At 69.1% G+C, this 24385-nt stretch carries 27 protein-coding genes; 20 read left to right on the top strand and 7 right to left on the bottom strand.

The window, feature by feature from the left end; genetic code table 11:
* Positions 1-179 precede the first annotated feature (179 nt).
* The 9 genes from purL (at position 180) to JX613_RS15745 (ending at position 9009) form a co-directional block, all read left to right on the top strand.
* Complete coding sequence (purL, locus tag JX613_RS15785; protein WP_207102459.1) at positions 180-2360, top strand: phosphoribosylformylglycinamidine synthase subunit PurL; 2181 nt, start codon at positions 180-182, stop codon at positions 2358-2360.
* On the top strand, positions 2357-3499 hold the full coding sequence (locus JX613_RS15780) for a bifunctional 2-C-methyl-D-erythritol 4-phosphate cytidylyltransferase/2-C-methyl-D-erythritol 2,4-cyclodiphosphate synthase (protein ID WP_207102426.1): 1143 nt from the start codon (positions 2357-2359) through the stop codon (positions 3497-3499). Before purL ends, JX613_RS15780 begins: the two co-directional genes overlap by 4 nt.
* 4 nt (positions 3500-3503) lie before the next feature.
* The gene (locus tag JX613_RS15775) at positions 3504-3992 is read left to right on the top strand and encodes a phosphatidylglycerophosphatase A family protein (protein ID WP_207102425.1); all 489 of its coding nucleotides are present in this window, start codon (positions 3504-3506) and stop codon (positions 3990-3992) included.
* Positions 3989-4459: a CinA family protein gene (locus JX613_RS15770; protein ID WP_207102424.1), complete on the top strand. Its 471-nt coding sequence runs from the start codon at positions 3989-3991 to the stop codon at positions 4457-4459. The genes JX613_RS15775 and JX613_RS15770 overlap by 4 nt, the downstream gene beginning before the upstream one ends.
* A 76-nt stretch (positions 4460-4535) precedes the next feature.
* Complete coding sequence (locus tag JX613_RS15765) at positions 4536-5147, top strand: holin-associated N-acetylmuramidase (protein ID WP_207102423.1); 612 nt, start codon at positions 4536-4538, stop codon at positions 5145-5147.
* Positions 5138-5659 carry a holin family protein gene (locus JX613_RS15760; RefSeq protein ID WP_207102422.1) on the top strand — a complete coding sequence of 174 codons (522 nt, stop codon included), beginning with the start codon at positions 5138-5140 and terminating at the stop codon, positions 5657-5659. Before JX613_RS15765 ends, JX613_RS15760 begins: the two co-directional genes overlap by 10 nt.
* Before the next feature lie 101 nt (positions 5660-5760).
* Entirely contained in the window at positions 5761-7722 is a 1962-nt protein-coding gene (locus JX613_RS15755; RefSeq protein ID WP_207102421.1) for a heme lyase CcmF/NrfE family subunit, read from the top strand.
* Positions 7719-8174 (top strand): cytochrome c-type biogenesis protein, encoded by a 456-nt coding sequence (locus tag JX613_RS15750; protein ID WP_207102420.1) that lies wholly within the window; start codon positions 7719-7721, stop codon positions 8172-8174. The genes JX613_RS15755 and JX613_RS15750 overlap by 4 nt, the downstream gene beginning before the upstream one ends.
* 64 nt (positions 8175-8238) lie before the next feature.
* Positions 8239-9009, top strand: a complete 771-nt coding sequence (locus tag JX613_RS15745; RefSeq protein WP_207102419.1) for an enoyl-CoA hydratase-related protein — start codon at positions 8239-8241, stop codon at positions 9007-9009.
* Here JX613_RS15745 and JX613_RS15740 read toward each other — a convergent pair.
* The 3 genes from JX613_RS15740 to JX613_RS15730 all read right to left on the bottom strand — a co-directional run bounded on the left by JX613_RS15740 (position 9006) and on the right by JX613_RS15730 (position 11565).
* Positions 9006-9743 (bottom strand): NUDIX hydrolase, encoded by a 738-nt coding sequence (locus JX613_RS15740; RefSeq protein ID WP_207102418.1) that lies wholly within the window; start codon positions 9741-9743, stop codon positions 9006-9008. The two genes, JX613_RS15745 and JX613_RS15740, sit on opposite strands and share 4 nt — an antisense overlap.
* Positions 9689-10093, bottom strand: a complete 405-nt coding sequence (locus JX613_RS15735) for a DUF983 domain-containing protein (RefSeq protein WP_207102417.1) — start codon at positions 10091-10093, stop codon at positions 9689-9691. The genes JX613_RS15740 and JX613_RS15735 overlap by 55 nt, the downstream gene beginning before the upstream one ends.
* Before the next feature lie 86 nt (positions 10094-10179).
* Positions 10180-11565: a diguanylate cyclase domain-containing protein gene (locus JX613_RS15730; protein WP_207102416.1), complete on the bottom strand. Its 1386-nt coding sequence runs from the start codon at positions 11563-11565 to the stop codon at positions 10180-10182.
* Between the two features lie 100 nt (positions 11566-11665).
* On the opposite strand from JX613_RS15730, the gene JX613_RS15725 reads away from it, so the two are divergent.
* Genes JX613_RS15725 through JX613_RS15715 form a run of 3 tightly spaced genes read left to right on the top strand, consistent with a single transcriptional unit; the run spans position 11666 to position 13521 of the window.
* Complete coding sequence (locus tag JX613_RS15725) at positions 11666-11953, top strand: DUF3572 domain-containing protein (protein WP_207102415.1); 288 nt, start codon at positions 11666-11668, stop codon at positions 11951-11953.
* Between the two features lie 51 nt (positions 11954-12004).
* Positions 12005-12517, top strand: a complete 513-nt coding sequence (locus JX613_RS15720; RefSeq protein WP_207102414.1) for a heme NO-binding domain-containing protein — start codon at positions 12005-12007, stop codon at positions 12515-12517.
* On the top strand, positions 12514-13521 hold the full coding sequence (locus JX613_RS15715) for a GGDEF domain-containing protein (RefSeq protein ID WP_207102413.1): 1008 nt from the start codon (positions 12514-12516) through the stop codon (positions 13519-13521). Before JX613_RS15720 ends, JX613_RS15715 begins: the two co-directional genes overlap by 4 nt.
* Here JX613_RS15715 and tpiA read toward each other — a convergent pair.
* From tpiA to JX613_RS15700, 3 genes are all read right to left on the bottom strand, one after another.
* Positions 13496-14239 carry a triose-phosphate isomerase gene (tpiA, locus tag JX613_RS15710; RefSeq protein ID WP_207102412.1) on the bottom strand — a complete coding sequence of 248 codons (744 nt, stop codon included), beginning with the start codon at positions 14237-14239 and terminating at the stop codon, positions 13496-13498. The two genes, JX613_RS15715 and tpiA, sit on opposite strands and share 26 nt — an antisense overlap.
* An 83-nt stretch (positions 14240-14322) precedes the next feature.
* On the bottom strand, positions 14323-14694 hold the full coding sequence (locus JX613_RS15705; protein ID WP_207102411.1) for a HesB/IscA family protein: 372 nt from the start codon (positions 14692-14694) through the stop codon (positions 14323-14325).
* 317 nt (positions 14695-15011) lie between these two features.
* Positions 15012-15365: an SUF system Fe-S cluster assembly protein gene (locus JX613_RS15700; RefSeq protein WP_207102410.1), complete on the bottom strand. Its 354-nt coding sequence runs from the start codon at positions 15363-15365 to the stop codon at positions 15012-15014.
* 121 nt (positions 15366-15486) lie between these two features.
* Between JX613_RS15700 and tgt the strand changes: the two genes are divergently transcribed.
* From tgt to JX613_RS15685, 3 genes are all read left to right on the top strand, one after another.
* Complete coding sequence (gene tgt, locus JX613_RS15695) at positions 15487-16617, top strand: tRNA guanosine(34) transglycosylase Tgt (RefSeq protein WP_207102409.1); 1131 nt, start codon at positions 15487-15489, stop codon at positions 16615-16617.
* A gap of 107 nt (positions 16618-16724) precedes the next feature.
* Positions 16725-17894: a ribonuclease D gene (gene rnd, locus JX613_RS15690; RefSeq protein WP_207102458.1), complete on the top strand. Its 1170-nt coding sequence runs from the start codon at positions 16725-16727 to the stop codon at positions 17892-17894.
* A 5-nt stretch (positions 17895-17899) separates the two neighbouring features.
* Positions 17900-18877: a GNAT family N-acetyltransferase gene (locus tag JX613_RS15685; RefSeq protein WP_207102408.1), complete on the top strand. Its 978-nt coding sequence runs from the start codon at positions 17900-17902 to the stop codon at positions 18875-18877.
* On the opposite strand, the gene JX613_RS15680 is transcribed toward JX613_RS15685, so the two are convergent.
* Positions 18874-19671 (bottom strand): PAS domain-containing protein, encoded by a 798-nt coding sequence (locus JX613_RS15680; protein WP_207102407.1) that lies wholly within the window; start codon positions 19669-19671, stop codon positions 18874-18876. The two genes, JX613_RS15685 and JX613_RS15680, sit on opposite strands and share 4 nt — an antisense overlap.
* 177 nt (positions 19672-19848) lie before the next feature.
* Between JX613_RS15680 and gmk the strand changes: the two genes are divergently transcribed.
* The 5 genes from gmk (at position 19849) to gorA (ending at position 24305) form a co-directional block, all read left to right on the top strand.
* Positions 19849-20478, top strand: coding sequence for a guanylate kinase (gene gmk, locus JX613_RS15675; protein WP_207102406.1), 630 nt, complete (start codon positions 19849-19851; stop codon positions 20476-20478).
* On the top strand, positions 20475-20996 hold the full coding sequence (locus JX613_RS15670) for a gamma carbonic anhydrase family protein (RefSeq protein WP_207102405.1): 522 nt from the start codon (positions 20475-20477) through the stop codon (positions 20994-20996). Before gmk ends, JX613_RS15670 begins: the two co-directional genes overlap by 4 nt.
* A complete protein-coding gene (locus tag JX613_RS15665) occupies positions 20996-22081 on the top strand; it encodes a sensor histidine kinase (protein WP_207102404.1) in 1086 nt (361 codons plus the stop codon). Before JX613_RS15670 ends, JX613_RS15665 begins: the two co-directional genes overlap by 1 nt.
* Before the next feature lie 68 nt (positions 22082-22149).
* On the top strand, positions 22150-22911 hold the full coding sequence (gene rpiA / locus JX613_RS15660) for a ribose-5-phosphate isomerase RpiA (RefSeq protein WP_207102403.1): 762 nt from the start codon (positions 22150-22152) through the stop codon (positions 22909-22911).
* Positions 22908-24305, top strand: a complete 1398-nt coding sequence (gene gorA, locus JX613_RS15655; protein ID WP_207102402.1) for a glutathione-disulfide reductase — start codon at positions 22908-22910, stop codon at positions 24303-24305. The genes rpiA and gorA overlap by 4 nt, the downstream gene beginning before the upstream one ends.
* Positions 24306-24385: the final 80 nt, after the last annotated feature.

Here is a 24385-nt window from a genome sequence, read left to right as displayed (position 1 = left end):
AATCGGGCTGCGAAGGCGATGGTCAGCGTAATCGCTCATCACCTTCTACCTCCCTGTTGGACTTAGGCCGGGCCTCGTGCCCGGCTTTTTTTTGCCCGTGCTGTCCGGGCGGTCCCTTCCCATGGGGCGCGTCCCGTCCTAGAAGGCGCCAAATTCCCATGGCGCAGGAAGGCATGACGATGCAGGAACCGACGATCACCCCCGACCTGATCGCCGCGCACGGGCTGAAGCCCGACGAATACGACCGCATCCTGCAGATCATCGGGCGCGAGCCGACCTTCACGGAACTGGGCATCTTCAGCGCCATGTGGAACGAGCATTGTTCCTACAAGTCGTCCAAGAAATGGCTGCGCACCCTGCCGACCACCGGCCCCCAGGTGATCTGCGGCCCCGGGGAAAACGCGGGCGTGGTGGATATCGGCGACGGGCAGGCCGTGGTCTTCAAGATGGAAAGCCACAACCACCCCAGCTATATCGAACCCCACCAGGGCGCCGCGACCGGCGTGGGCGGCATCCTGCGCGACGTCTTCACCATGGGCGCGCGCCCCATCGCCGCCATGGACGCGCTGTCCTTCGGGCGTCCCGAACACCCCAAGACCCCGCATCTGGTCAAGGGCGTGGTGGAAGGGATCGGCGCCTATGGCAACGCCTTCGGCGTCCCGAACGTCGGCGGAGAGGTCCGTTTCCACCGCAGCTATGACGGCAACTGCCTGGTCAACGCCTTTGCGGCGGGCCTGGCCGATGCGGACAAGATCTTCTACTCGGCGGCCTCGGGCATCGGGATGCCGGTGGTTTATCTGGGTGCCAAGACCGGCCGCGACGGGGTGGGCGGCGCGACCATGGCCAGCGCCGAGTTCGACGATACCATCGAGGAAAAGCGCCCCACCGTCCAGGTGGGCGATCCCTTCACCGAGAAATGCCTGCTGGAAGCCTGCCTTGAGCTGATGCAGACCGACAGCGTCATTTCCATCCAGGACATGGGCGCGGCTGGCCTGACCTGTTCGGCGGTGGAAATGGGCGACAAGGGCGGGCTTGGCATCAAGCTGATCCTGGACCACGTCCCGCAGCGCGAGACCGCCATGACGGCATACGAGATGATGCTGTCGGAATCCCAGGAACGGATGCTGATGGTCCTCAAGCCCGAGAAGGAGGCCGAGGCCCGCGCCATCTTCGAGAAATGGGATCTCGACTTCGCCATCGTGGGCGAGACCATCGCCGAGGACCGCTTCCTGATCCTGCACGGCAACGAGGTCAAGGCCGACCTGCCGCTGTCTAAGCTGTCCTCCTCCGCGCCGGAATACGACCGCCCCTGGGTGGAAACGCCTGCCGCCGGTCCCGCGCCGGTCCTGCCCGCGATCACGCCGATCAAGGCGCTGCGGGCGCTGATCGGTTCGCCCAGCTATGCCCACAAGGGCTGGGTCTGGGAACAATACGACACCCAGGTCGGCGCCGACACGATCCGCCGCCCGGGCATGGGCGCGGGCGTGGTCCGCGTCCACGGCACGAACAAGGCGCTGGCCTTCACCAGCGACGTGACCCCGCGCTATGTCAAGGCCAACCCGTATCAAGGCGGCAAGCAGGCCGTGGCCGAGGCCTATCGCAACCTGTCGGCCGTGGGCGCGCTGCCGCTGGCCACCACCGACAACCTGAACTTCGGCAACCCCGAAAAGCCCGAGATCATGGGCCAGTTCGTGGGCGCCATCAAAGGCATCGGCGAAGCCTGCGCCGCGCTGGATTTCCCGATCGTGTCGGGCAACGTGTCGCTGTATAACGAAACCGATGGCAAGGGCATCCTGCCCACCCCCACCATCGGCGGCGTGGGCCTGATCGACGACCTGTCGAACCTGATCGCGGGCCTGCCGTCCGAAGGCGACGTGGCCATCGTGATCGGCGAAACGCGCGGCCATCTGGGCCAGTCGGCGCTTGCCGCCGAGGCCTTCCGGATCGAGGAAGGCGACGCGCCCCCTGTTGATCTGGCGGCGGAACGCAAGCACGGCGAGTTCCTGCGTGCCAACCGCGCCCATGTGACCTCCGCGACCGACCTGTCCGATGGCGGCCTGGCCCTCGCGGCCTTCGAGATGGCCGAGGCTGCGGGCATCGGCGTCCGGCTGGACAGCGGCGACATCGCGCAACTGTTCGGAGAGGACCAGGCACGCTATCTGGTCGCCTGCACCGTCGAAGGCGCAGACGCCCTGTTGAAGGCCGCCGATGCGGCGGGTGTTCCTGCCGCCCAAGTGGGGGTCTTCGGCGGCTTGTCGGTGCAGATGGGCGATGACGCGGGCGATCTGGCGGAATTGTCGGACCTCTACCGCACCGCCTTTGCCAAGGCGATCCGGGGCGACATGCCGGATCACGCATGACGGTCAGGGCGCCGGCGGGCTATGCCGCCATCGTCACCGCCGCCGGCCGCGGCACCCGCGCGGGCGGTGAGCCGAAGCAATGGCGCGACCTTGCGGGCCGCAGCGTGCTGGCCCGGTCGCTGGAGGCCTTCGCGGGCTTCGACCGCGTGGTGCTGGTCGTCCATCCCGACGACATGGCCCGCGCGATCCGCGACTTCGCGGGCGGCGTGACCATCGTGACCGGGGGCGACACGCGCACCGCCAGCGTCATGGCCGGGCTGCAAGCCTTGGAAGGGCAGGCGACCCATGTCCTGATCCATGACGGCGCGCGCCCCCTGGTCAGCGATGCCGTCATCCAGGGCGTGATCGACGCGCTGCAGGCGGGCGCGCCTGCCGCCGCCCCGGCGCTGCCGGTCACCGATGCGCTGTGGCGCGGGACGGACAACGCCGTCACCGCCACCGCCGCCCGCGACGGCCTGTTCCGCGCGCAAACCCCGCAGGGTTTCACCTTGGATCAAATATCCACGGCGCACCGCCTGCACCCGCAGGATGCCGCCGACGATGTGGAACTGGCGCTCAAGTCCGGGATCCCGGTTGCGATTACCCCGGGGTCCGAGGACAATCTGAAGATCACCTTTCCCGCCGATTTCGCGCGGGCCGAACGGATACTGGGGACCGCGATGGATATCCGCCTTGGCAACGGCTTTGACGTTCACGCCTTCGGGCCGGGCGATCACGTCTGGCTGTGCGGGGTCCGGATCGCGCATGAGGCCGGTCTGATCGGCCATTCCGACGCCGATGTGGGGATGCACGCCCTGACCGACGCCATCTATGGCGCACTGGCCGAGGGCGACATAGGCCGCCACTTCCCTCCCAGCGACCCGCAATGGAAAGGCGCCGACAGCGCGATCTTCCTGGCGCATGCCGCCGACCTGGCCCGCGAACGGGGCTTCACCTTCGGCAATGCCGACGTGACGCTGATCTGCGAGGCCCCGAAAATCGGCCCCCATGCGGCTGCCATGCAGGCCCGGTTGGCCGCCATTATGGGCGTTGACGCCAGCCGCATCAGCGTCAAGGCCACCACATCCGAACGGCTGGGCTTCACCGGGCGGCGCGAGGGCATCGCCGCCATCGCCACCGCCGCGCTGATCAAGGCGTAAAACCATGATCACGATGATCACCACATTCTTCGGCATCGGCCGCCTGCGCCCCGGCCCCGGCACCTGGGGGTCCGCCGCCGCCGTCCTGCTGGCGGTGCTGGTCTATCAGGCCGGGGGCGCGCTGCTGATCCCGCTGGGCGCGGTGCTGGCGGCCCTGATCGGCTTCTGGGCCGTGCCGCAGGCCTTGCGCATGACGACCGACGAAGACCCGTCCTGGATCGTCATCGACGAGGTCGCGGGCCAGTGGCTCGCCATGTCCTTCACCGTGATCCCGCTGTGGCGGCACGGGATCTCGATCTTGGACGCCTGGCCGGGCTTCGTCGTGCCCTTCCTGCTGTTCCGCCTGTTCGACATCTGGAAGCCCTGGCTGGTGGGCCGCGCCGACCGGCAGGGCGGGGCCGTGGGCGTGATGATGGACGACCTGTGGGCCGGGCTGTTCGCAGGCATCGGATCCGTCGTCCTGGCCGGGGTTTACCATGGATTGCTGCAATGACCCTTGCCTCTGACGTGCTGGACGCCGCCCGCGCGCGCGGCGTGATGATCGCCACAGCGGAAAGCTGCACCGGCGGACTGATCGCGGGGGCGCTGACCGAGGTGCCGGGTTCATCCGACGCCGTAGACCGGGGCTTCGTCACCTATTCCAACGCCGCCAAGCGGCAGATGCTGGGCGTGCGCGCCGATACGCTGGACGCGCACGGCGCCGTCAGCGAACAGGTCGCCGCCGAGATGGCGTCCGGCGCGCTGCGCCATTCGGACGCGGGCATCGCCGTCTCGGTTACCGGCATCGCCGGCCCCGGTGGATCGGAACACAAGCCCGAGGGCCGCGTCTGCTTCGGCATCGCCCAACCCTTCGGCACCCGCACCGAGACGGTCGAGTTCGGCGCCATCGGCCGCCGCCAGGTCCGCGCCGCGACCGTGGATCACGCGCTGCAGATGCTGCTGGACGCGCTGCGCGGCTAGCAACGCGCGATGGGTTAACAGCCCCTTAACGCGGCCCCGCCACCCTTGTGCCTCATATGCAGGACGGGGGTTTTCCATGCCAAGTGTTGAGGAAATCGCCGCGCAGATCGTCGCGCGGGAAGGCGGTTACGTGAACGATCCCGACGATCCGGGCGGGGCCACGAACTATGGCGTCACCGTCGGGACGATGCAGTCCCTGGGCCTGGACCTGACCAAGGACGGTCGCGTGGACGCCACCGACGTGCGGATGCTGACCCGCGCGCAAGCGCAGCAGATCTTCGTGGAACATTACTTCCGCCGCCCGCGCCTGGCCGAACTGCCCGAACCCGTGCAGGCCAGCGTCTTCGACATGTATGTGAACGCCGGGACCAACGCGGTGAAGATCCTGCAACGGCTGGTCGCCCGCATGGGCTTTTCCGCGACGGCCGATGGCGTGGTCGGCCCGCAGACCATCGCCGCGGCCCATGACGCCGCAGCCGCTGCGCCTGCGCATTTTGCCGATGCCTATGGGATCGCGCGGCGCAACTACTACTACGCGCTTGCCGACCAGCGCCCCGCCAGCCGCAAATACGCGCGCAGCAAGGCAGGCGGCAAGGGCGGCTGGATCACCCGGGCCGAGGAGTTCATCCACCCCCGCTATCACCTGACCGAGGCCGAGCATCGCGAAAGGACCGCCAAATGGGCATGATCGACCGCTTCATCGGATTGGGCCAGGGTGTCACCGCGCTCGGCAGCGCCGCCACCGGCATGGCCGAGGTCTTCACCCAGAACGCCACCCGCAAGATGGAGCTTGAGGAGGAAGCCTATGCCCGCGCCATCGGCCAGCTGGGGCAGGAGTTCCAGGCCGTCCACCCCGGCTTTTTCGACAGCTTCGTCAACGGCTTGAACCGGCTTCCCCGACCGCTTCTGGCGCTTGGGACGATGGGCCTCTTTGTCTATGCCATGGTCGAGCCGCAGGGCTTCAGCCTGCGCATGATGGGCCTGCAACAGGTGCCCGAGCCCTTGTGGTGGCTGCTGGGCGCCATTGTCGGCTTCTATTTCGGCGCGCGCGAGGCGCATCATTTCCGTCACCGCGTCTGGCCTGCGGCCCAGGTGCAGACCAGCGTCACCACCACGCAAGGGGTCGCGGCGGTCCGGCCCGACGACGACTTTGCCGACAACGCGGCGCTGCGCGACTGGCTGGCGACCCTGCGCGAATAGGCCGCAGCCGCCGACACGCAAAACCGATGATGGCGACCAAGGGGGGACTTTTCCCCCCTTCGGCATGGGCCTATGTTGGGCGGAACCCAAGGAACCGCGCCATGATAGCAGAATTCGGCCATTTCGCCCTGATCCTCGCCTTTGCGGTCTCGCTGTTTCAGACGGTGGTGCCGATGGTCGGGGCCTCGAAAGGCTGGGGGGGATGGATGGACAGCGCCCGTCCCGCCGCCGTGGCGCAGTTCCTGCTGGTGGGCCTGGCCTTCGCGGCGCTGACGGTCGCGTTCGTCACCTCGGACTTTTCGCTGAAGCTGGTTTACGAGAATTCGCATACGGCCAAGCCGATGCTCTACAAGATCAGCGGGGTCTGGGGGAACCACGAAGGGTCGATGCTGCTCTGGGTGCTGATCCTGTCGCTGTTCGGGGCCACGGCGGCGGCATTCGGCGACAACCTGCCGCCTGCGCTGCGGGCGCGGGTGCTGGCGGTGCAGGCATCGATCGGCGCGGCGTTCTATGCCTTCATCATCTTCACCTCGAACCCGTTCCTGCGGCTGGCAAGCCCGCCCTTCGACGGACGCGACCTGAACCCGCTGCTGCAAGACCCCGGCCTCGCGTTCCATCCGCCGTTCCTTTACCTGGGCTATGTGGGCCTTTCGATGGCGTTCAGCTTCGCCGTTGCCGCCCTGATCGAGGGGCGGGTCGATGCCGCCTGGGCGCGGTGGGTGCGGCCCTGGACGCTGGCCGCCTGGATGTTCCTGACCATCGGCATCGCGCTGGGCAGTTGGTGGGCCTATTACGAGCTTGGCTGGGGCGGCTTCTGGTTCTGGGATCCGGTGGAAAACGCCAGCTTCATGCCCTGGCTGCTGGCCGCCGCCCTGCTGCATTCCGCCATCGTCGTCGAAAAGCGCGAGGCGTTGAAAAGCTGGACGATCCTGCTGGCGATCATGGCCTTTGGCTTTTCGATGATCGGGACGTTCATCGTGCGGTCGGGCGTGATCACATCCGTCCACAGCTTTGCCAGCGACCCCGCGCGGGGCGTGTTCATCCTGGGGATCCTGGTGGTCTTTACCGGCGGCGCGCTGACGCTTTATGCCGCGCGGGCGGGGCAGATGACCGCCAAGGGCGTCTTCGCGCCGCTGTCGCGCGAAGGCGCCCTGGTCCTGAACAACGTCCTGCTGGCGGTGTCGGCCTTCGTGGTCTTCATCGGCACCATGTGGCCGCTGATTGCGGAACTGCTGTGGGCGCGCAAGCTGTCGGTCGGCGCGCCCTTCTTCAATCAGGCCTTCACGCCCTTCATGATCGTGCTGGCGCTTGTGCTGCCCCTGGGGTCGATCCTGCCGTGGAAGCGCGCGACCCTGGGCCGGGCGATGCGGCCGCTGTGGCCCGCGCTTGCGCTGGCAGGGGCGGTGATGGCGCTGGTCTGGGCGGTGTCCACCGGCCGGTCGGCCATTGCGGTGATCGGCGCGGGCCTTGGCGCCTGGATCATCTTCGGCGCGCTGGCCGAACTGGTCCACCGCACTGGCCAGTCCGGCCTGTCGCGCCTTTTGCGCCTTCCGCGCGCCGACTGGGGCAAGGCAACCGCCCATGCGGGCCTGGGCGTCACCTTCATCGGCATCGCCCTGCTGACCGCCTGGCAGGTCGAGGATATCCGCGTGGCGCAAGTGGGCCAGCCCTTCCGGGTCGCCGATTACGACATCACGATTGCCAGCGTGGAGGAGGTCGAGGGACCGAACTACATCTCGACCACCGCCACGATGCAGGTCGCTCGGGATGGCCGCCCGGTCGCGACCCTGCATCCCGAAAAGCGCGTCTATCCCGTCCAGGCCATGCCCACGACCGAGGCCGCGATCGACAACGGCATCTTCCGCGACATCTATCTGGTGATCGGGGACGCGCAGGCCGACGGGGGATGGGCGGTGCGCATCTACATCAAGCCCTTCGCCAACTGGATCTGGGCGGGGGCGTTGCTGATGGCGCTTGGCGGGATCATCAGCCTGTCCGACCGCCGCTATCGCGTGGCCGCAGGGGCCCGCCGCACGCCTGCCAGGGCGGTGCCTGCGGAATGAAACGGCTTGTCCTTCTGATCGCCCTGCTGCTGCCCATGGCCGCCTTCGCCGTGCAGCCCGACGAGGTTCTGCCCGATCCCGCCGCCGAGGCGCGGGCGCGCGAGATCTCGCAAAAGCTGCGCTGCCCGGTCTGCCAGGGCGAGAATATCGACGAATCGAACGCGCCGGTCAGCCGCGACCTGCGGCTTTATGTCCGCGAGCGCATCGTGGCGGGCGACAGCAACGACCAGGTGATCGACGCCGTGGTGGACCGCTTCGGCGAGTTCGTGCTGTTCGAGCCGCGCGCCCGGGGCGGCAACCTGGTCCTGTGGCTGGCCGGCCCGGTCATGGCGCTGCTGGCCCTGCTGGGGGCTTGGCGGTTCCTGCGCAGCCGCGCGCAGGCCCGCCCCGAGACAGCCGAGACGCTGAGCCAGGCCGAACGCGAGCGCCTGGACCAGATCATGCGCGACTGACGCCGGGTCGCGCTTTTCCCCCCGCCGTTTTGCGGCATGATGCCCCGCAAAGAGGGGTGACACCATGAGTCATGAAACCATTGAATTCGCCGTCAGCGAGGGTGTCGCCACGCTGACCCTGAACCGCCCGCAGGTGATGAACGCGCTGAGCAGCCGGATGCGGGCCGAGATCACCCGGGCCGTGACCACGTTGCCCGAGGAGGCCCGCTGCCTGATCATCACCGGGGCGGGGCGCGGCTTCTGTTCTGGCCAGGACCTGACCGACCGGGCGGCGGCGGCCGATCTGGAAGGCACGCTGCGGGACGAATACGAACCCATGCTGCGGGCGATCCGGGCCTGCCGCGCGCCGGTGATCGCGGCGGTCAACGGGGTTGCGGCGGGGGCGGGCGCGAACCTGGCGCTTGCGGCGGACGTGGTGATCGCCGCCGAAAGCGCGAGCTTCATCCAGGCCTTCGCGCGGATCGGCCTGGTTCCCGACGCGGGCGGCACCTTTGTCATTCCGCGCGCCGTGGGGATGGCGCGGGCCATGGGCATGATGCTGTTCGCCGAACCCGTCAGCGCCCGCCAGGCCGCCGACTGGGGCCTGATTTGGGAAGCGTTGCCGGATGCGGATTTCGCCGATGGTGTCGCTGCCCGCGCCCGGCAACTGGCCCAAGGGCCGACCGCCGCCTATCTGGCGATCCGCGAGGCTGTCGCGGCATCCACCCAGAACGACCTGGACGCGCAACTTGCGCTGGAGGCGCGGCTGCAAGGCGCGGCGGGGCGGACGGCGGATTTCGCCGAAGGCGTGACCGCCTTTCTGGAAAAGCGCCCGGCGCGGTTTTCCGGACGCTAGGCGATCTGCACGAAACGCGGGGCCGGGGTGCGGTTGTCGAAAAAGGGCACCGTGTCCGGCACCGGCAGGGGCGCGTCCGGCGGCAGGCCCCCGATCAGGTCGGCCAGTTCGGCCAGCACCACCTCGGTGATGAAGGGCAGGTCCAGGGCGCGGGCCTGGGGCAGGGGCACCCAGTGCAGATGCGAAAGCTCGTCGCAGGCGCGGCTGAAATCGTCGGGATCGGTCGCCAGGCAGGCGGCATCGGCCACGAAGAAATGCGCGTCGAACCGGCGCGGGCGGCCCGGCGGCGTGATTGCCCGGAACAGATAGACCAGGTTTGATGCGTCCGGGCAAAGGCCCGCCTCGGCAAAGCCCGGCCAGGCGCTGCGGCCCGGGCGGCCGATCAGCTGGCCGGTTTCCTCGGCCAGTTCGCGCAGGGCGGCGGCGGCGATGGCCTGCGCGTCGGGCGCGGATCCGGGCCGGGGTTCGCGGGAAAGGCGGCTGCGATGCGGCTCGGCCAGGGCTGCTGCCAGGGGGGCCGTGGCGTCGGCGGCATCCACCGCGCCGCCCGGAAAGACGTATTTCGAGGGCATGAAGGCCGCCCCCGCGCCGCGCATTCCCATCAGCACCGACACGCCCGCGCCCGTCCTGCGCAGCAGGATGATCGTCGCGGCGTCCCGGATCGGCGTGGCCTCCCCCGTCACGACAAGGCCGAGGAGTCGGGGGCGCCAAAGCCGTGCATCCGCCGCGCCCATTGCAGCCCCACCATCGCCCCCTTGATGCGCGGCAACAGCAGCAGCGACAGGATAATCGCCCCCAGGCCGAAGGTCCAGATCATCGTCATGGCCGAAGGCCGCCAGGCGACATAGCAGGCCAGTAGCAAGGGCGCGCCCAGATGCGAGACCAGCAGGATCGTCAGATAGGCCGGGCCGTCGTCGGCCCGCTGGTGGTGCAGCGCCTCGTTGCAGGACGGGCAATGGTCGGCGACCTTCAGGAAGGACCGGAACAGCCGACCCTCGCCGCAGGCCGGGCAGCGGCCCATGGCCCCGCGCAGCATGGCCTGCCCGGTCGGGCGTTCGGTCGAATCGCGGGGGTCTTGGGACATGGCAATCTCCGGGCAGGGCGCGGGGCCAATGTAGGCGCTGGCCCGCCGTCCCGCCAGTCCCGAGGGCACGCGGCCCTCGGGGCGCGTCAGTGGACGGGCTGCATCGGAGCCATCAGCACGCGGTTGCGGCCCAGCGACTTGGCCGCGATCATGGCGCGGTCGGCGCGTTCCAGCGCGATCTCGGCCAGCATCTCGGGGCGGCTGATGCAGAAGGGCGCCTGTTCCAGCGCCACGCCTATCGACACCGTCGCCTGCACCTGCCCCCCGCCCGAGATGCGGGGCAAGGGCGTGGGATGTATCTCGACGGCGCGGCGGATCTCCTCGGCCAGGCGGAAGGCCTCGGCTTCGGTGGTGTCGGGCAGCACGACCAGGAACTCCTCTCCGCCAAGGCGGGCGGTCAGGCCCCGGTTCGCGACGATCCCCTCGACCCGGCGGGCGATGTCGCACAGCACCGCGTCGCCCGCGGCATGGCCGAAATTGTCGTTGATCGTCTTGAAGCGGTCCAGATCCAGCGCCATCACCGCAAAGGCGGAATGCTGGCGCATGGCGCATTGCGCGATCTCGGCCAGGTGGGGCTGCGCGTAGCGGCGGTTGTAAAGCCCGGTCAGCGGATCGGTCATGGCCCAGGCCATGTTGCGCTTCATCTCCTCGCGCCGGCTGTCGGCGCGGCGCTTGCGGTCCAGCTGGTTGCGCAGCGCCAGGGCCGCGATCTCGGCATTGTTGTCGCCGACGGGGTCGAGCGGCAGCACCTCGCTTGCGCCCAGATCCAGCGCGATAGCGCAGAGATCCTCGCGTTCGGGCGCGACAAGGACGGCAAAGCCCGCCTCCTTCGAGCCGTTGCGCGACCGCAGTTCCGACAACAGCCGCAGCCCGTCGCCCTTGCGGTCGATATCGGCGGCGATGATGTAAAGGTCCGCGCCGTCGCCGAGGGACGCCGCGCTCAGCGTCTCGTCGGGGCTGGAGATCGCGAAGCGGCAGTTCAGGCGCGGCTGCAGGATATGGCGCCACCGCTGCGCCCGCCCGGGCTGGTCGGCCACCAGGACGACATTGCCCGAGGGCGCATGGGCAAATTCCGACGCGGCCTCGGCCATGGCGAAGTCCGGCGCGTCGCCGGTTTCCGAATCGCGCAGCAAGCCGCGTACGCGGGCCAGCAGCATCTGCTCCTCGACCCGCGGGTCCAGCACGGCCGAGGCCCCGGCCTCCAGCGCCTCGATCCGGCGCTGGCCGTCGGCAAGCGCCAGCACCGGCGTGCGGGGCCGTTCCACCGCGACAAGCTGGAAGAAATCGGCCAGCGGCAGGTCCGCAAAGCCCGGGCCCAGCAGGACAAGGTCGGGCCGGCCCGAGCGCAGTTGCGACACCAGCTCCTCGGTCGTGGCGGCCGACAGGACGTCATAGCACGCCCCCGACAGCCGGACCTTCAAGGTGATCCGGCTTGTCGCGCTGCTTTCTGCAATAAGGATACGCGCGGTCATGAATGACGCCCCTTCCGACGGCCTTCCCGAAGAATGTCATTGATTCCTTAACAAAGCGTTTCCAAACAGTCGGCGAGCGAGTCGGAACAAGGGCCAGGCGATGACATATAAGCGAGAATCCGCGCAGGAACTGGCGACATCCGCCTTTCTCTACCTGGCCGGGCGGCCCGATCTGGTCGAGGCGTTCCTGGCCGCGACGGGCCTTCAGCCGCAGGATCTGCGTCAGGTGGCGACCAGCCCCGAGATGGCGCTGTATGTGCTGGACTACCTGCTGGAAGACGACCAGAGGGTGATCGAGGCGGCGGCCGAACTGGGCGTCGCGCCGGGCGACCTGATGCAGGCGCGGACCGCCCTGGCCGGTCCCGGCAGCTATGGCTGGCAGATCTGAGTTTGCGATTTGTTCACTTCTTGCGTCTAGACAGGGCGCCGGAGGTGACACATGCACGACCTGGTCAACCGCGCGATCGAGAAGTTCCTGCAGGAAGAATCCGTCCTGGGGGTCGAGGCTGGCCTGCTGCCCCCCAGCCTGATGCTGGAAGCCGCGGCCGAGCAGCTTGGCAAGCCCACCGACGAGCTGATCGAGGATCTGGGCGCCTGGCTGGTGCGGCAGGACGAGATTTGGCGCCTTCTGCGGTTCTGCGGCAGCGATTTCCTGGACTTCCTGCTGCGCCTGGACGAGTTGCCCGAACGCATCCGCCTGATCACCGACGATGTCGCCGTGCCCGAGATTGCCTTGTCGCGCAGCGCGGACGGCCTGGTCTGGGTCACGATCCCGGGCGAGGGGGCGGTCTGGACAGCGCTTCTCAGCGGGTTGCTGCGGGCGATGGCCGACGACTACGGCACGCTTTGCGTGATCACCCGCAGCGCCGAGGGGATCTGCATCGACGTGTCCGACCTGGCCTTCGCCGAGGCGCGGACCTTCCGCCTGTCCGCCCGGGCCAGCCAGGCATGAGCCGGGCCCTGACCCTGGGGCAGGCCGCGCTGGACCGGCTGATGCCCATGCACCTTTGCCTGGCCGAGGACGGCGCGATCCGTTTCGCCGGGCCGACCATGCAAAAGCTGGTGCCGCCCGGCGCGCAGGTGGTCGAGGATGTCTTCGTCGAGGCCAGGGGGGTGGAAACCGGCTGCGTGATCACGCAGATTCGCGCGTCCGAGCCGGGCAAGCGGCTGTCCCTGCGGCTGCGGCATCACCGGCAGATGGTGCTGCGCGGTCATGTCGTGGCGCCCGGCTTCGGCGGGCTGCTGTTGAACTTCGGCTTCGGGGTGTCGCTGTCCGATGCCGTCGCGGCCTTCGGGCTGACCGAGAACGACTTCGCCCCTTCGGAACTGGCGCTGGAACTGATGTTCCTGCAGGAAGCGAACCGGGCCATCCAGGGGGAACTGGCGCGCTTCAACCGCCACCTGATGCTGGCCCGCCAGGACGCCGAGCGAGAGGCCCATACCGATCCGCTGACGGGCGTGCTGAACCGCCGCGGCCTGCTGGCCGCGATGCGGGGCGCGCTGGATCCGCGCGGCGGACAGGGCTTTGCGCTGGTCCACCTGGATCTGGACAACTTCAAGCCCGTGAACGACAGCCTGGGCCATGCGGCCGGCGACCGCCTGCTGCGCGACGTGGCGCAGGTCCTGGGCCGCATGACCCGCAGCCGCGACCACGTGGCCCGGATCGGCGGGGACGAGTTCGTGCTGATCCTGGGCGGCGCCTGGACCTGCCAGGCGCTGACGCATATCGGCGCGCGGATCATCCGGGGGATCGAGCAGGTCTCGCCCGGCGATTGCCGCGTCTCGGCCAGCCTGGGGGTCGTCCTCTCGGCGGGCTATGGGCCCGACGACATCGACCGGATGCTGAATGATGCCGATGTCGCCCTGTATCGGTCGAAGCGGGCGGGCAAGGGGCGGGTGTCGGTGGCGCCCCTTCCCGCGGCCCCCGATCTCAGGCCGTTTCCAGCGCCGCGATGATGGCGCCGAAATCCGCGGCCTTCAGGCTGGCCCCCCCGACCAGGGCACCGTCCACATGGGGAATGGCAAAGATCTCGGCCGCATTGCCCGGCTTGACGCTGCCGCCGTAAAGCAGCCGCACCGCTGCCGCGTCCCCGACCTTGTCCGCCAGGCAGTCGCGCATCAGGCCATGAACCTCGGCGATCTGGTCGTTGGTGGGGGTGCGGCCGGTGCCGATGGCCCAGACCGGCTCATAGGCGATCACGGTATTGGCCGCCGTGGCCCTGGCGGGAATGGACCCGTCCAGTTGCGCGGCGATCACCGCCAGCGTTTCCCCGGCGTCGCGCTGCGCCTCGGTCTCTCCCACGCAGATGATCGCGGTCAGGCCTGCGGCATGGGCGGCGGCCGCCTTGGCCGCGACCGCCGCATCCGTCTCGCCATGATCGGCGCGGCGTTCGGAATGGCCCAGGATCACATAGGCCGCGCCCACATCCTTCAACTGCGCCGCCGCGATGTCGCCCGTATGCGCGCCCGAGGGGTTGGCATGGCAATCCTGCCCGCCAAGCGCAATGACAGTCCCGGCGCGCGCCTTCATCGGGTGCAGCAGCACGGCGGGCGGGCAGACCAGAACCTCGCAGCCCGGGGCGGGATGGGCCGCGACCAGGGCGTCGATCTCGGCCAAGGCGGCCAGATCGCCGTTCATCTTCCAGTTTCCGGCTGCCAGTTTGCGCGGTGCCATGCCATTCCTCCAAAGCTTTGCCCGTGGCTTAGGATGATGGGGAAGGCTGCGCAATCATGATAGCGCCGCAACCGGGCCGGAAATCATTCCCCGGCGCGGCTGCCTTCCAGCGGCTCGAACCGGACCGATTCGCCGCAGCCGCAGGCGTCGGTCACATTGGGGTTGCGGAACCGGAAGCCGGATTCCAGCAACCCGTTCTCATAGTCGATCTCGGTCCCGAACAGGAACATCTGCGCCTTGGGCGCGATCAGCACGCGGGCCGCGCCCTGTTCCACGACTTCCTCGTTGGGCCCGGCCTCCTCGACCAGATCCATGGTGTATTCCATTCCCGCGCAGCCGCCCTTCTTCAGCCCGATCCGCAGGCCGAAGGCGTTCCTGCCGCTCATCAGCCGGGCGATCTGGCGTTCGGCGGCGGGCGTGATGGTGACCGGAACCGATCCGGGAATGGCAAACATGGGCGCGATCCTTGCTGTTCCACCACAAGATAATCCCGCACCCCGCCCCCATCAAGACGCGGGCCTCCTGCTGCGGACTGCAAATATCCCACAGGGGGTCTGGGGGACGTGAAGTCCCCCAGCGACCGCCGCCAAAGGCGGCCTACATGAACCCCAGTTCCAGCCGCGCCTCGTCGGACATCATGTCCATGCCCCATTGCGGCTGAAAGGTCCCCCCCCCCCCCCCCCCCCCCCCCCCCCCCCCCCCCCCCCCCCCCCCCCCCCCCCCCCCCCCCCCCCCCCCCCCCCCCCCCCCCCCGACCGCCGCCAAAGGCGGCCTACATGAACCCCAGTTCCAGCCGCGCCTCGTCGGACATCATGTCCATGCCCCATTGCGGCTGAAAGGTCATTTCCACATCGACCTGCTTGACGCCCGGAATGGCCTCGACCGCGTCGGCGACCCAGGCCGGCATCTCGCCCGCGACGGGGCAGCCCGGCGCGGTCAGGGTCATGATGACCCGCACCTCGTTCTGGTCGTTGATGTCGATCGTGTAGATCAGCCCCAGGTCGAAGATGTTGACCGGGATTTCCGGGTCATAGACGGTCTTGCAGGCCTCCACCACGCTGTCATACAGCGGATGGTCGGTGGTCGAGGGCGCGATCAGCGGGGCGCCTTCCTGCAACTCGGTCATGGCGTGTTCCTGTCGAATTTGCTCTGATATAGGCGCAGACTCCCCCCAAGTCCAGAGAGGGCGCATTGCGAAGCCCGTTCCCTTTCGCTAGACACGCCCGGTTCCAGCGACAGGCACGACCATGAGCGAGCGTTTCCACTTCACCTTGCAGGCGACCGACGGACGGGCGCGGACCGGCACCATCCACACGCCGCGCGGCGAGATCCGCACGCCCGCCTTCATGCCCGTGGGCACCGCCGCCACCGTCAAGGCGATGCTGCCGGAATCGGTGCGCGCGACGGGGGCCGACATCCTGCTGGGCAACACCTATCACCTGATGCTGCGCCCCGGCGCGGAACGCATCGCCCGGCTGGGCGGGTTGCACCGCTTCATGAACTGGGACCGGCCGATCCTGACCGACTCGGGCGGCTTCCAGGTGATGTCGCTGGCCGCCCTGCGCAAGCTGACGGAAGACGGCGTCACCTTCTCGTCCCATATCGACGGGTCGCGCCACCTGCTGTCCCCGGAAACCAGCATGGAAATCCAGCGCCTGCTGGGCAGCGACATCGTGATGTGCTTCGACGAATGCCCGGCCCTGCCCGCGACCGAAGACGCCGTGGCGCAGTCCATGCGCCTGTCGATGCGATGGGCGCAGCGGTCGCGCGACGCCTTTGGCGACCGTCCCGGCCATGCGCTGTTCGGCATCATGCAGGGCGGCGTCACGAAGGATCTGCGCGAGGAATCCGCCAAGGCCCTGACATCCATCGGCTTCGACGGCTATGCCATCGGCGGCCTGGCCGTGGGCGAGGGGCAGGAGGCGATGTTCGGCGTCCTCGACTACGCCCCCGGTTTCCTGCCCGCCGACAAGCCGCGATACCTGATGGGGGTGGGCAAGCCCGACGACATCGTGGGCGCGGTGCAGCGGGGCGTGGACATGATGGACTGCGTTCTGCCCTCGCGGTCGGGGCGCACCGGGCAGGCCTGGACGCGGCGCGGCCCGGTCGCCATCAAGAACGCGCGCCACGCCGACGACCCCCGTCCGCTGGACGAGGATTGCACCTGTCCGGCCTGCGCCGGATACAGCCGCGCCTATCTGCACCACGTCTTCCGCGCGGGCGAGATGATCTCGGGGATGCTGCTGACCTGGCACAACCTGCATTACTTCCAGGAACTGATGGCGGGCCTGCGCGGGGCCATCGCGGAAGGGCGTCTGGACGATTTCGTGGCCGATTTTCATGCAATGCGGGCACAGGGCGACATCCCGCCGCCGTGATCCGTCAGCGCGGTTGACCAAAAACGCTTTTCATCGGGGGAACTTGGGCTTATCCGTTCCCAATTGGCGGACGAACCGCCCGGCAGAAGGCCCCCATGAGCGACGACATCATCACGATTACCAGGACCGAGGATCTGGCCCGCTTCTGCGAGGCGGCGAAATCGGCCCCCTATGTCACGGTCGATACCGAATTCCTGCGCGAACGGACCTATTGGTCCAAGCTGTGCCTGATCCAGATGGCCCTGCCGCCCGCATCGACCCCCAAGGCCCCGGGGGGCGAGGCCGTGCTGGTCGATCCCCTGGCCGAGGGGCTGTCGCTGGAGCCGCTTTACGACCTGTTCCGCCACGAAGGCACGGTCAAGGTGTTCCACGCCGCCCGCCAGGATCTGGAGATCTTCTTCCACGACGCGGGCCTGTTCCCCGTGCCGCTGTTCGACACCCAGGTCGCCGCGATGGTCTGCGGCTTTGGCGAACAGGTCGGCTATGAAACCCTGGTGCGCAAGATCGCGCGGGCGAACCTGGACAAGTCCTCGCGCTTCACCGACTGGTCGCGCCGCCCCTTGTCGGACGCGCAGGCGGCCTATGCGCTGGCCGACGTGACGCATCTGCGCGTGATCTATGAGTTTCTCTCGGCCGAGCTGCGCAAGAATGGCCGCGAAAGCTGGCTGGCCGAGGAGGTCGCGGTCCTGGAAGACCCCGAAACCTATATCACCCGCCCCGAGGAAGCCTGGCTCAAGGTCCGCACGCGCACCAACTCGCCCCGGTTCCTGGCGATCCTGCGCGAACTGGCGCGCTTCCGCGAGGCCTATGCCCAGGAACGCGACATCCCCCGGTCGCGCGTCTTCAAGGACGACGCCATGATCGAGGTCGCCTCGACCAAGCCCGCGACCGAGGCCGATCTGGGCCGCTCGCGCCTGCTCTTGCGCGAGGCCCGCAAGGGCGAGATCGCGAACGGCATCCTGGCCGCCGTCAAGGCGGGGCTGGAGACGAAGGATCTGCCCCAGGCCAGGGCCGAGGAGCCCGGCAAGCCCGGCAATGCCGCGCTGTCGGACCTGCTGCGGGTGCTGCTCAAGGCCAAGGCGGATGCGTCGGGGGTGGCGCCAAAGCTGATCGCCTCGTCCGCGGAACTGGACGCCATCGCCCAGGGCGAACGGGATCTGCCCGCGCTGAAGGGCTGGCGGGCCGAGGTCTTTGGCCAGGACGCCCTGCGCCTTGCGGGCGGAGAGATCGCGCTGTCCGCCAAGGGCGGCTCCGTGCGCGTCGTGCCCGTGGGCTAGGGCCCATGCCCGCGCCGCTGGTCCTGACCCGCCCGTGGCCCGAAGACGCCCCCGTCATTGCCGAGGCGTTGTCGGACTGGCAGGTGGCCCGCTGGCTGACCGCCGTGCCCTGGCCTTACCGCCCGGCGGATGCGGCGGCCTTCATCGACGGCGCGGGCCTTGAGGAATACGCCGTCCGGCAGGATGACCGGTTGGTCGGCATGGTGCGCGCCTCGGGCAGCTTCGGCATCTGGATGGCCCCTTTCGCGCAGGGGCAGGGGCTGGCCGGACGCGCCGCCGTGCTGGCCTTGTCGCGCCGGTTCCGCAACGGTGCCCCCGTCATCGAGGCGAACCACCTGCGGGACAACGCCGCCTGCGCCGGACTTCTGGCGCGGCTTGGCTTTCGGCCCGCAGAGGAGGTCATGCTGTGGTCCCAGCCGCAGGGCCGCCTTTTGCCCGGCCTGTCGCTGCGCCTGACGCGCGCCGATTTCGCCCGCCGCCACGCCATCCGCCTGACAACGCCCCGCCTGCTGATCGAGCCCTTCCAGCCCGCCGATCTGCCCGACCTGCACCGCATTGCGACGCTGCCCGAAGTCGCCTCGAAGCTGCTGCTGTTCCGCCCCGGCATGACGCCCGGGGACATCGCCCCGCTGTTCCAGTCCGACGGCCTGCTGCCGCCCATGCGGCTGACCGTGCGGCATGGCGGGCACGTGGTGGGCTCCATCGGCATCAGCGCGGGCGATCCGCCGCGGGTCTTCTATTTCCTGGATCCCGCCCTGTCCGGGCAGGGCTTGGGCGAGGAGATGGGCCGCGCCTTCCTGGCCGAGATCAAAGCCCGCTTCGACCCGCCGGAACTGCTGGCCGACGTGTTCCTGGACAACCAGCCGTCGCGGCGTTTGCTGAAGAACCTGGGCTTCCAGCGGGATCAGGACCGGATGCTGTCCTCGCTGGGCCGCAGCGAACCCGCGCCCGCCGCCGTTTATCGCTGGCGCAGGCGTCTCTAGCCCTGGCTTGTGCCCGTGGGCTGCGGGGCCTGCGGCAGCGTGATCACCTTGAACAGGGCGCGGCGCGATTCGGGGCTGTCGGTCAGCCTTGCGGGACGTTCGCCGGTGGCAAGCGCCAGCGGCCGCAGCGGGGTTCCGGTCCGCCGGTCCCCCTCGAACCCGGAAGGCGAGGGGGGCAGCGTCTTGCCGCCCTTCAGGATCGGGATCACCTCGTCCTGGGTCAGGTCGAAGCGGCGGGGGGCGACGCCGATCTGGCCCTCGGCGATGATGCAGCCCAGGGCGCGCGTCACGTCGCCCAGATCCGAGGTCAGGGGCAGCAGCAGCATCCGCGCCGACAGTTCGGGCCGCGCGTAATCGGCCTTGGCGTGCAGCGTCATCTGCGCAAGCTGCGGGGCGCGGAACACCGATTCCAGCACGTCGGACAGCCGCCCGCGCGAACTGGGATTGGCCAGCGAACAAAAGGCCATGCCGCGCACCTCCATCCCCATCAGGTCGATCAGGTGCTGTCCGGCAAGGCGAAAGCGCGCCGCACCCGGCGCGATGCGTTCCAGGATGAAGGCATAGTCCAGCGCCCGGCGGATGCCCTGGGGCTGGATGTCGGACCGCGCAGGCACCGCACGGTTGCCCCGCAGGCTGTCCCAATAGGCCCGCACGTCGCCCAGGAGCCGGGCGGGCTGCATCGGGTTGAAGTCCGCAAGCTGCAAGATCTGGCCTGTCCGATCCGCCACGGGCGGATGCGCCGTTGTGTCGTCCTGGCAGTTCGACAATGTCGTACCCTCGTTACCGATACGCATCCAGACACACGGATGCCTTGTTACTCCAATGGCATGATAAACATAACTTCGGACCCTGCCGAGTCGTTTTCCTAACGAATGGTTAAAACGCCCGGTGCAAGCCTTCGGTTTCCCGGGTCTTGACCGCCCGGCACGGCTGGTCCATCCCGCCGCTACGCCACCAACAAAGGACGCCCCATGGACCGCACCGGCCTGCTGATCATCCTGTCATCGCCCTCGGGCGCGGGGAAATCGACTCTGGCGCGGCGGCTGATGGACTGGGATCCCTCCTTGCGGTTTTCGGTCTCGGCCACCACGCGCCCGCCCCGCCCGGGCGAGGTCGAGGGGCAGCATTACTATTTCACCACCCCCGGCGCCTTCCGCCAGATGGTGGAACAGGGCCAGATGCTGGAATATGCCGAGGTGTTCGGCAACCTTTACGGCAGCCCCCGCGCCCCGGTCGAGGCCGCGATGCGCGACGGGCGCGACACGCTGTTCGACGTGGACTGGCAGGGCGGCCAGCAGATCCGCGCCTCCGCCCTGGGGGGGCATGTGGTGTCGATCTTCGTGCTGCCGCCGTCCTTGCCGGAACTGGAACGGCGCCTGCGCGCCCGGGGCCAGGACAGCGACGCGGTGATCGCCGGACGGATGGAGAAAAGCCGGGCCGAGATCAGCCATTGGGCGGAATACGATTACGTCCTGGTCAACGACGACCTGGATGAAACCGAACAGCGCCTGCGCGCCATCCTGACCGCCGAACGCCTGCGCCGTGACCGGCAGGGGGGTCTTGGCCGCTTCGTCAAGCACCTGATGGAGGAGGACGCATGATCTGGGAACTGGAGGGCATCGCCCCGCGCGTCGCAGCGGATGCCTGGGTCGCACCCGACGCGCAGGTGATCGGGAATGTGGTCGTCGAGGAAGGCGCCTCGGTCTGGTGGGGCGCGGTGCTGCGCGGCGACACCGAGGAGATCCGCGTGGGGCGCGGCAGCAATGTCCAGGATCTGTGCGTGCTGCACACCGATCCGGGCTGTCCGCTGGTGATCGGCGCGGATTGCACGGTCGGCCACCGCGCGATCCTGCACGGCTGCACCATCGGCGACGGCGCGCTGGTGGGCATGGGCGCCACGATCCTGAACGGCGCGAAGATCGGCGCGGGCGCCCTGATCGGCGCGGGTGCCCTGATCGCCGAGAACAAGGAAATCCCGCCCGGCGCCCTGGTCATGGGCGCGCCCGGCAAGGTCGTGCGGATGCTGGACGATGCCGCGCGGGCCGGGCTGATCCGGTCGGCCGAACGATACCGCGCCAATGCCGCGCGGTTCCGGGCCGGGTTGCGGCAGATCGGCTGATGGACGCGCCGCGCCGGGCCTCGGACCTGCTGGAGGGCGTGCCGGTCCCGATGCTGGCCGTCGATGGCCGGGCCCGCACCATCGCGGCCAACCGCGCGGCGGTGGCGCTGTTCGGCGGGGCCGACCTGCTGAACCGGCCCTTCGTGACGGTGCTGCGCCACCCGGCGGTAGTCGCGGCGGTGGACGGGGTGCTGGATCCCGACCGTCATCCCGAACCCGCCTCTGCCGACGGGGTGGTGCGTCTGCACGCGGTGATTTTGGCCGACGGGCGCGACATCGCGGCGGACATCACCGTGGCGCGGCTGCCCCTGGCCCTGGGTCGGGGGGCGACCATCGCCGTTCTGGACCGCTCCGAGGCCGAGGAGGCCGAGCAGATGCGCCGCGACTTCGTGGCCAATGTCAGCCACGAGCTGAAGACGCCGCTGACCGCGATGATCGGCTTTATCGAAACCCTGCGCGGCCCGGCCCGCGACGACGCCCGCGCGCGCGACCGCTTCCTGGACATCATGGAACGCGAGGCGGCGCGCATGAACCGCCTGGTCAGCGACCTGCTGTCGCTGAGCCGCGTCCAGGCCGAGGAACGCCGTCGCCCCGGGGGCCAGGTCGATCTGCCGCTGCTGCTGCGCGGCGTGCTGGCGACGATGGATCCGGCTGCTACGGCGGCGGGCGTCGTGGTTGAAACCCAAGGCATCATGGGCAGCCAGATTGTGCCGGGCGACCCCGACCAGTTGGTGCAGGTCTTCCAGAACCTGATCGAGAATGCGCTGAAATACGGCGGATCGGGCGGATACCTGGGCGTCTCCCTGCGCCGCATTGACCACGAGCCCCTGCTGCGCGGCCCCGCCTGGGCGGTCGAGATCCGCGACCGGGGCGAGGGGATCGAGGGGATGCACCTTCCCCGCCTGACCGAACGCTTCTACCGCGTGGACGCCCATCGGTCCCGCGCGCAGGGCGGCACCGGCCTGGGCCTTGCCATCGTCAAGCATATCGTGAACCGCCATCGCGGCCGGCTGCGCATCGACAGCACGCGCGGGCAGGGCAGCGCCTTCACGGTGATCTTGCCGGAAAGCGCCAGCCGGGGTTAGGGTTTGCCGGTGGCGGGCCTGCGTTCCCTGACCTATAACCCTTGCAACCCACGGACCGGAGGCCGCCGATGACCCAGACACCCCAACCCGATCCCGCCAAGCTGGCCGCCGCCCGCGCTGCCGTGGCCCTGGTCAGGGACGGCATGAAGCTGGGCCTGGGCACCGGATCGACCGCCAGCGTCATGGTCCGCGAACTGGCCGCCCGCGCGCGCGCCGAGGGGCTGAGGCTGCGCTGCGCCGCGACATCGAAGGCCACCTGCGAACTGGCCGAAAGCCTGGGCCTGTCCATCGAAAGCCTGGACCAGATCGGCTGGCTGGACATGACCATCGACGGCGCCGACGAGGTCGATCCCGACCTGCACCTGATCAAGGGCGGCGGCGGCGCGCATCTGCGCGAAAAGATCGTGGCCGCCGCCAGCCGCCGGATGGTGGTGATCGCCGATCCGGCCAAGGTCGTGGAACAGCTGGGCGCCTTTCCCCTGCCGGTCGAGGTGATCCAGTTCGGGTTCGAGACCACCCGCACCCTGATCCGCCGCGCCCTTGACGACCTGGGCCTTGGAGACCGCGAGGTGCTGCACCGCCTGAAGGGCAGCGATCCCTGGGTCACGGACGAGGGGAACTGGATCCTGGACCTGCACCTGAAATGCATCCCCAATCCCGTCGCGCTGGCCCGTGCGCTGGCCGCCATTCCGGGGGTCGTGGAACACGGGCTGTTTTTGGGCATGTGCAGCCTTGCCATCATCGGCAAGCCCGACGGCACCGTTGTCCGGCTGGACCGCAACGCCGACATCGACGCCGACATGCTGGCGGGCGAGGGGGACCAGCCATGAGCTTCGATTATGACCTGTTCGTGATCGGCGGCGGATCGGGCGGGGTCCGCGCTGCGCGGGTCGCTGCGGGCGAACACGGCGCGCGCGTGGCCCTGGCCGAGGAAAGCCGCATGGGCGGCACCTGCGTGATCCGGGGCTGCGTCCCGAAGAAGCTGATGATCTTCGCAAGCCAAGCGGGCCTGATGGCCGAGGAAATGCGCGGCTATGGCTGGGAGGGCGCGCAGGCAGGCCGCTTCGACTGGACGGTGTTCCGGCAGAAACTGGACGCCGAACTGACCCGGCTGGAACTGATCTATACCGCGAACCTGGAAAAGGCCGGGGTCCAGATCTTCCACCAGCGCGCCACGGTCGTGGATGCCCACACGGTCGCCCTGGCCGACGGCACCCGCAAGACCGCCAAGCACATCCTGATCGCGGTCGGCGGCCGCCCCGCGCTGCCCGGCATTCCGGGTGAGGAACTGGGCCTGATCTCGGACGACCTGTTCCTGCTGGACAGGCTGCCGCGCCGGGTGCTGCTGGTCGGAGGCGGCTATATCGCCTGCGAATTCGCCACCATCCTGGCGGGGTTGGGTTGCGAGACGGTGCAGGCCTATCGCGGCGACGCGGTGCTGCGCGGCTTTGACCGGCAGGCCCGCGACATGGCGACGCTGCAACTGTCCGACATCGGCATCGACCTGCGCCTGAACGTCACCCCGACCGCGCTGGAACGCGCGGGCGAGGGCGTCAGCGTCACCTTCAGCGACGGCAGCCGAGAGGATTTCGACGCGGTGATCTGGGCCACCGGGCGCAACCCCTATACGGGCGGGTTGGGGCTGGAGGAGACCGGCGTCCACCTGCGCCCGAACGGCGCGATTGCCGTGGACGAATGGTCGCAGACGGCGGTGCCCTCGATCTTCGCGGTGGGGGACGTGACCGACCGGGTGAACCTGACGCCCGTGGCGATCCGCGAAGGCCACGCCTTCGCCGACACGATCTTTGGCGGGCGGGCGCGCAAGGTCAGCCACCACGATATCGCCAGCACCGCCTATCTGCGCCCGCACGAGGCGGCCCAGATCGGGTTGACCGAGGAACAGGCCTGCGCGCGCGGCGACGTGGATGTCTATGCCACGGTGTTCCGTCCCATGCGGTCGATGTTCGCGGGCAGCAACGCCCGGGTGATGATGAAGCTGCTGGTGGACCCCGAAACCGACCGGGTGCTGGGCTGCCACATCTTCGGGCCTGATGCGGGCGAGATGATCCAGCTGGCCGCGATCCCCATCACCATGGGCGCGACCAAGGCCGATTTCGACGCGACGGTGGCCGTCCACCCCACCGCGGCCGAGGAGCTGGTCACGATGCGCCAGCCTGCGCGGCGGCACCGGCTGGAGATTCCTGCACAGGCTGCAACCGCCTGACAATTGCGACAGATCGGCGCGGGCGGGGGGCCGTCGGGTTGACTTTTCCCCCCGCTGCACCAGTTTTCAAACAACGGAAT

This window comes from Paracoccus shandongensis, from assembly GCF_017315735.1.
In the GTDB taxonomy this organism is placed as follows: Bacteria; Pseudomonadota; Alphaproteobacteria; order Rhodobacterales; family Rhodobacteraceae; genus Paracoccus; species Paracoccus shandongensis.
The sequence above is the reverse complement of the archived record's forward strand: the minus strand, read 5'-3'. Positions and strand labels throughout refer to the sequence as shown.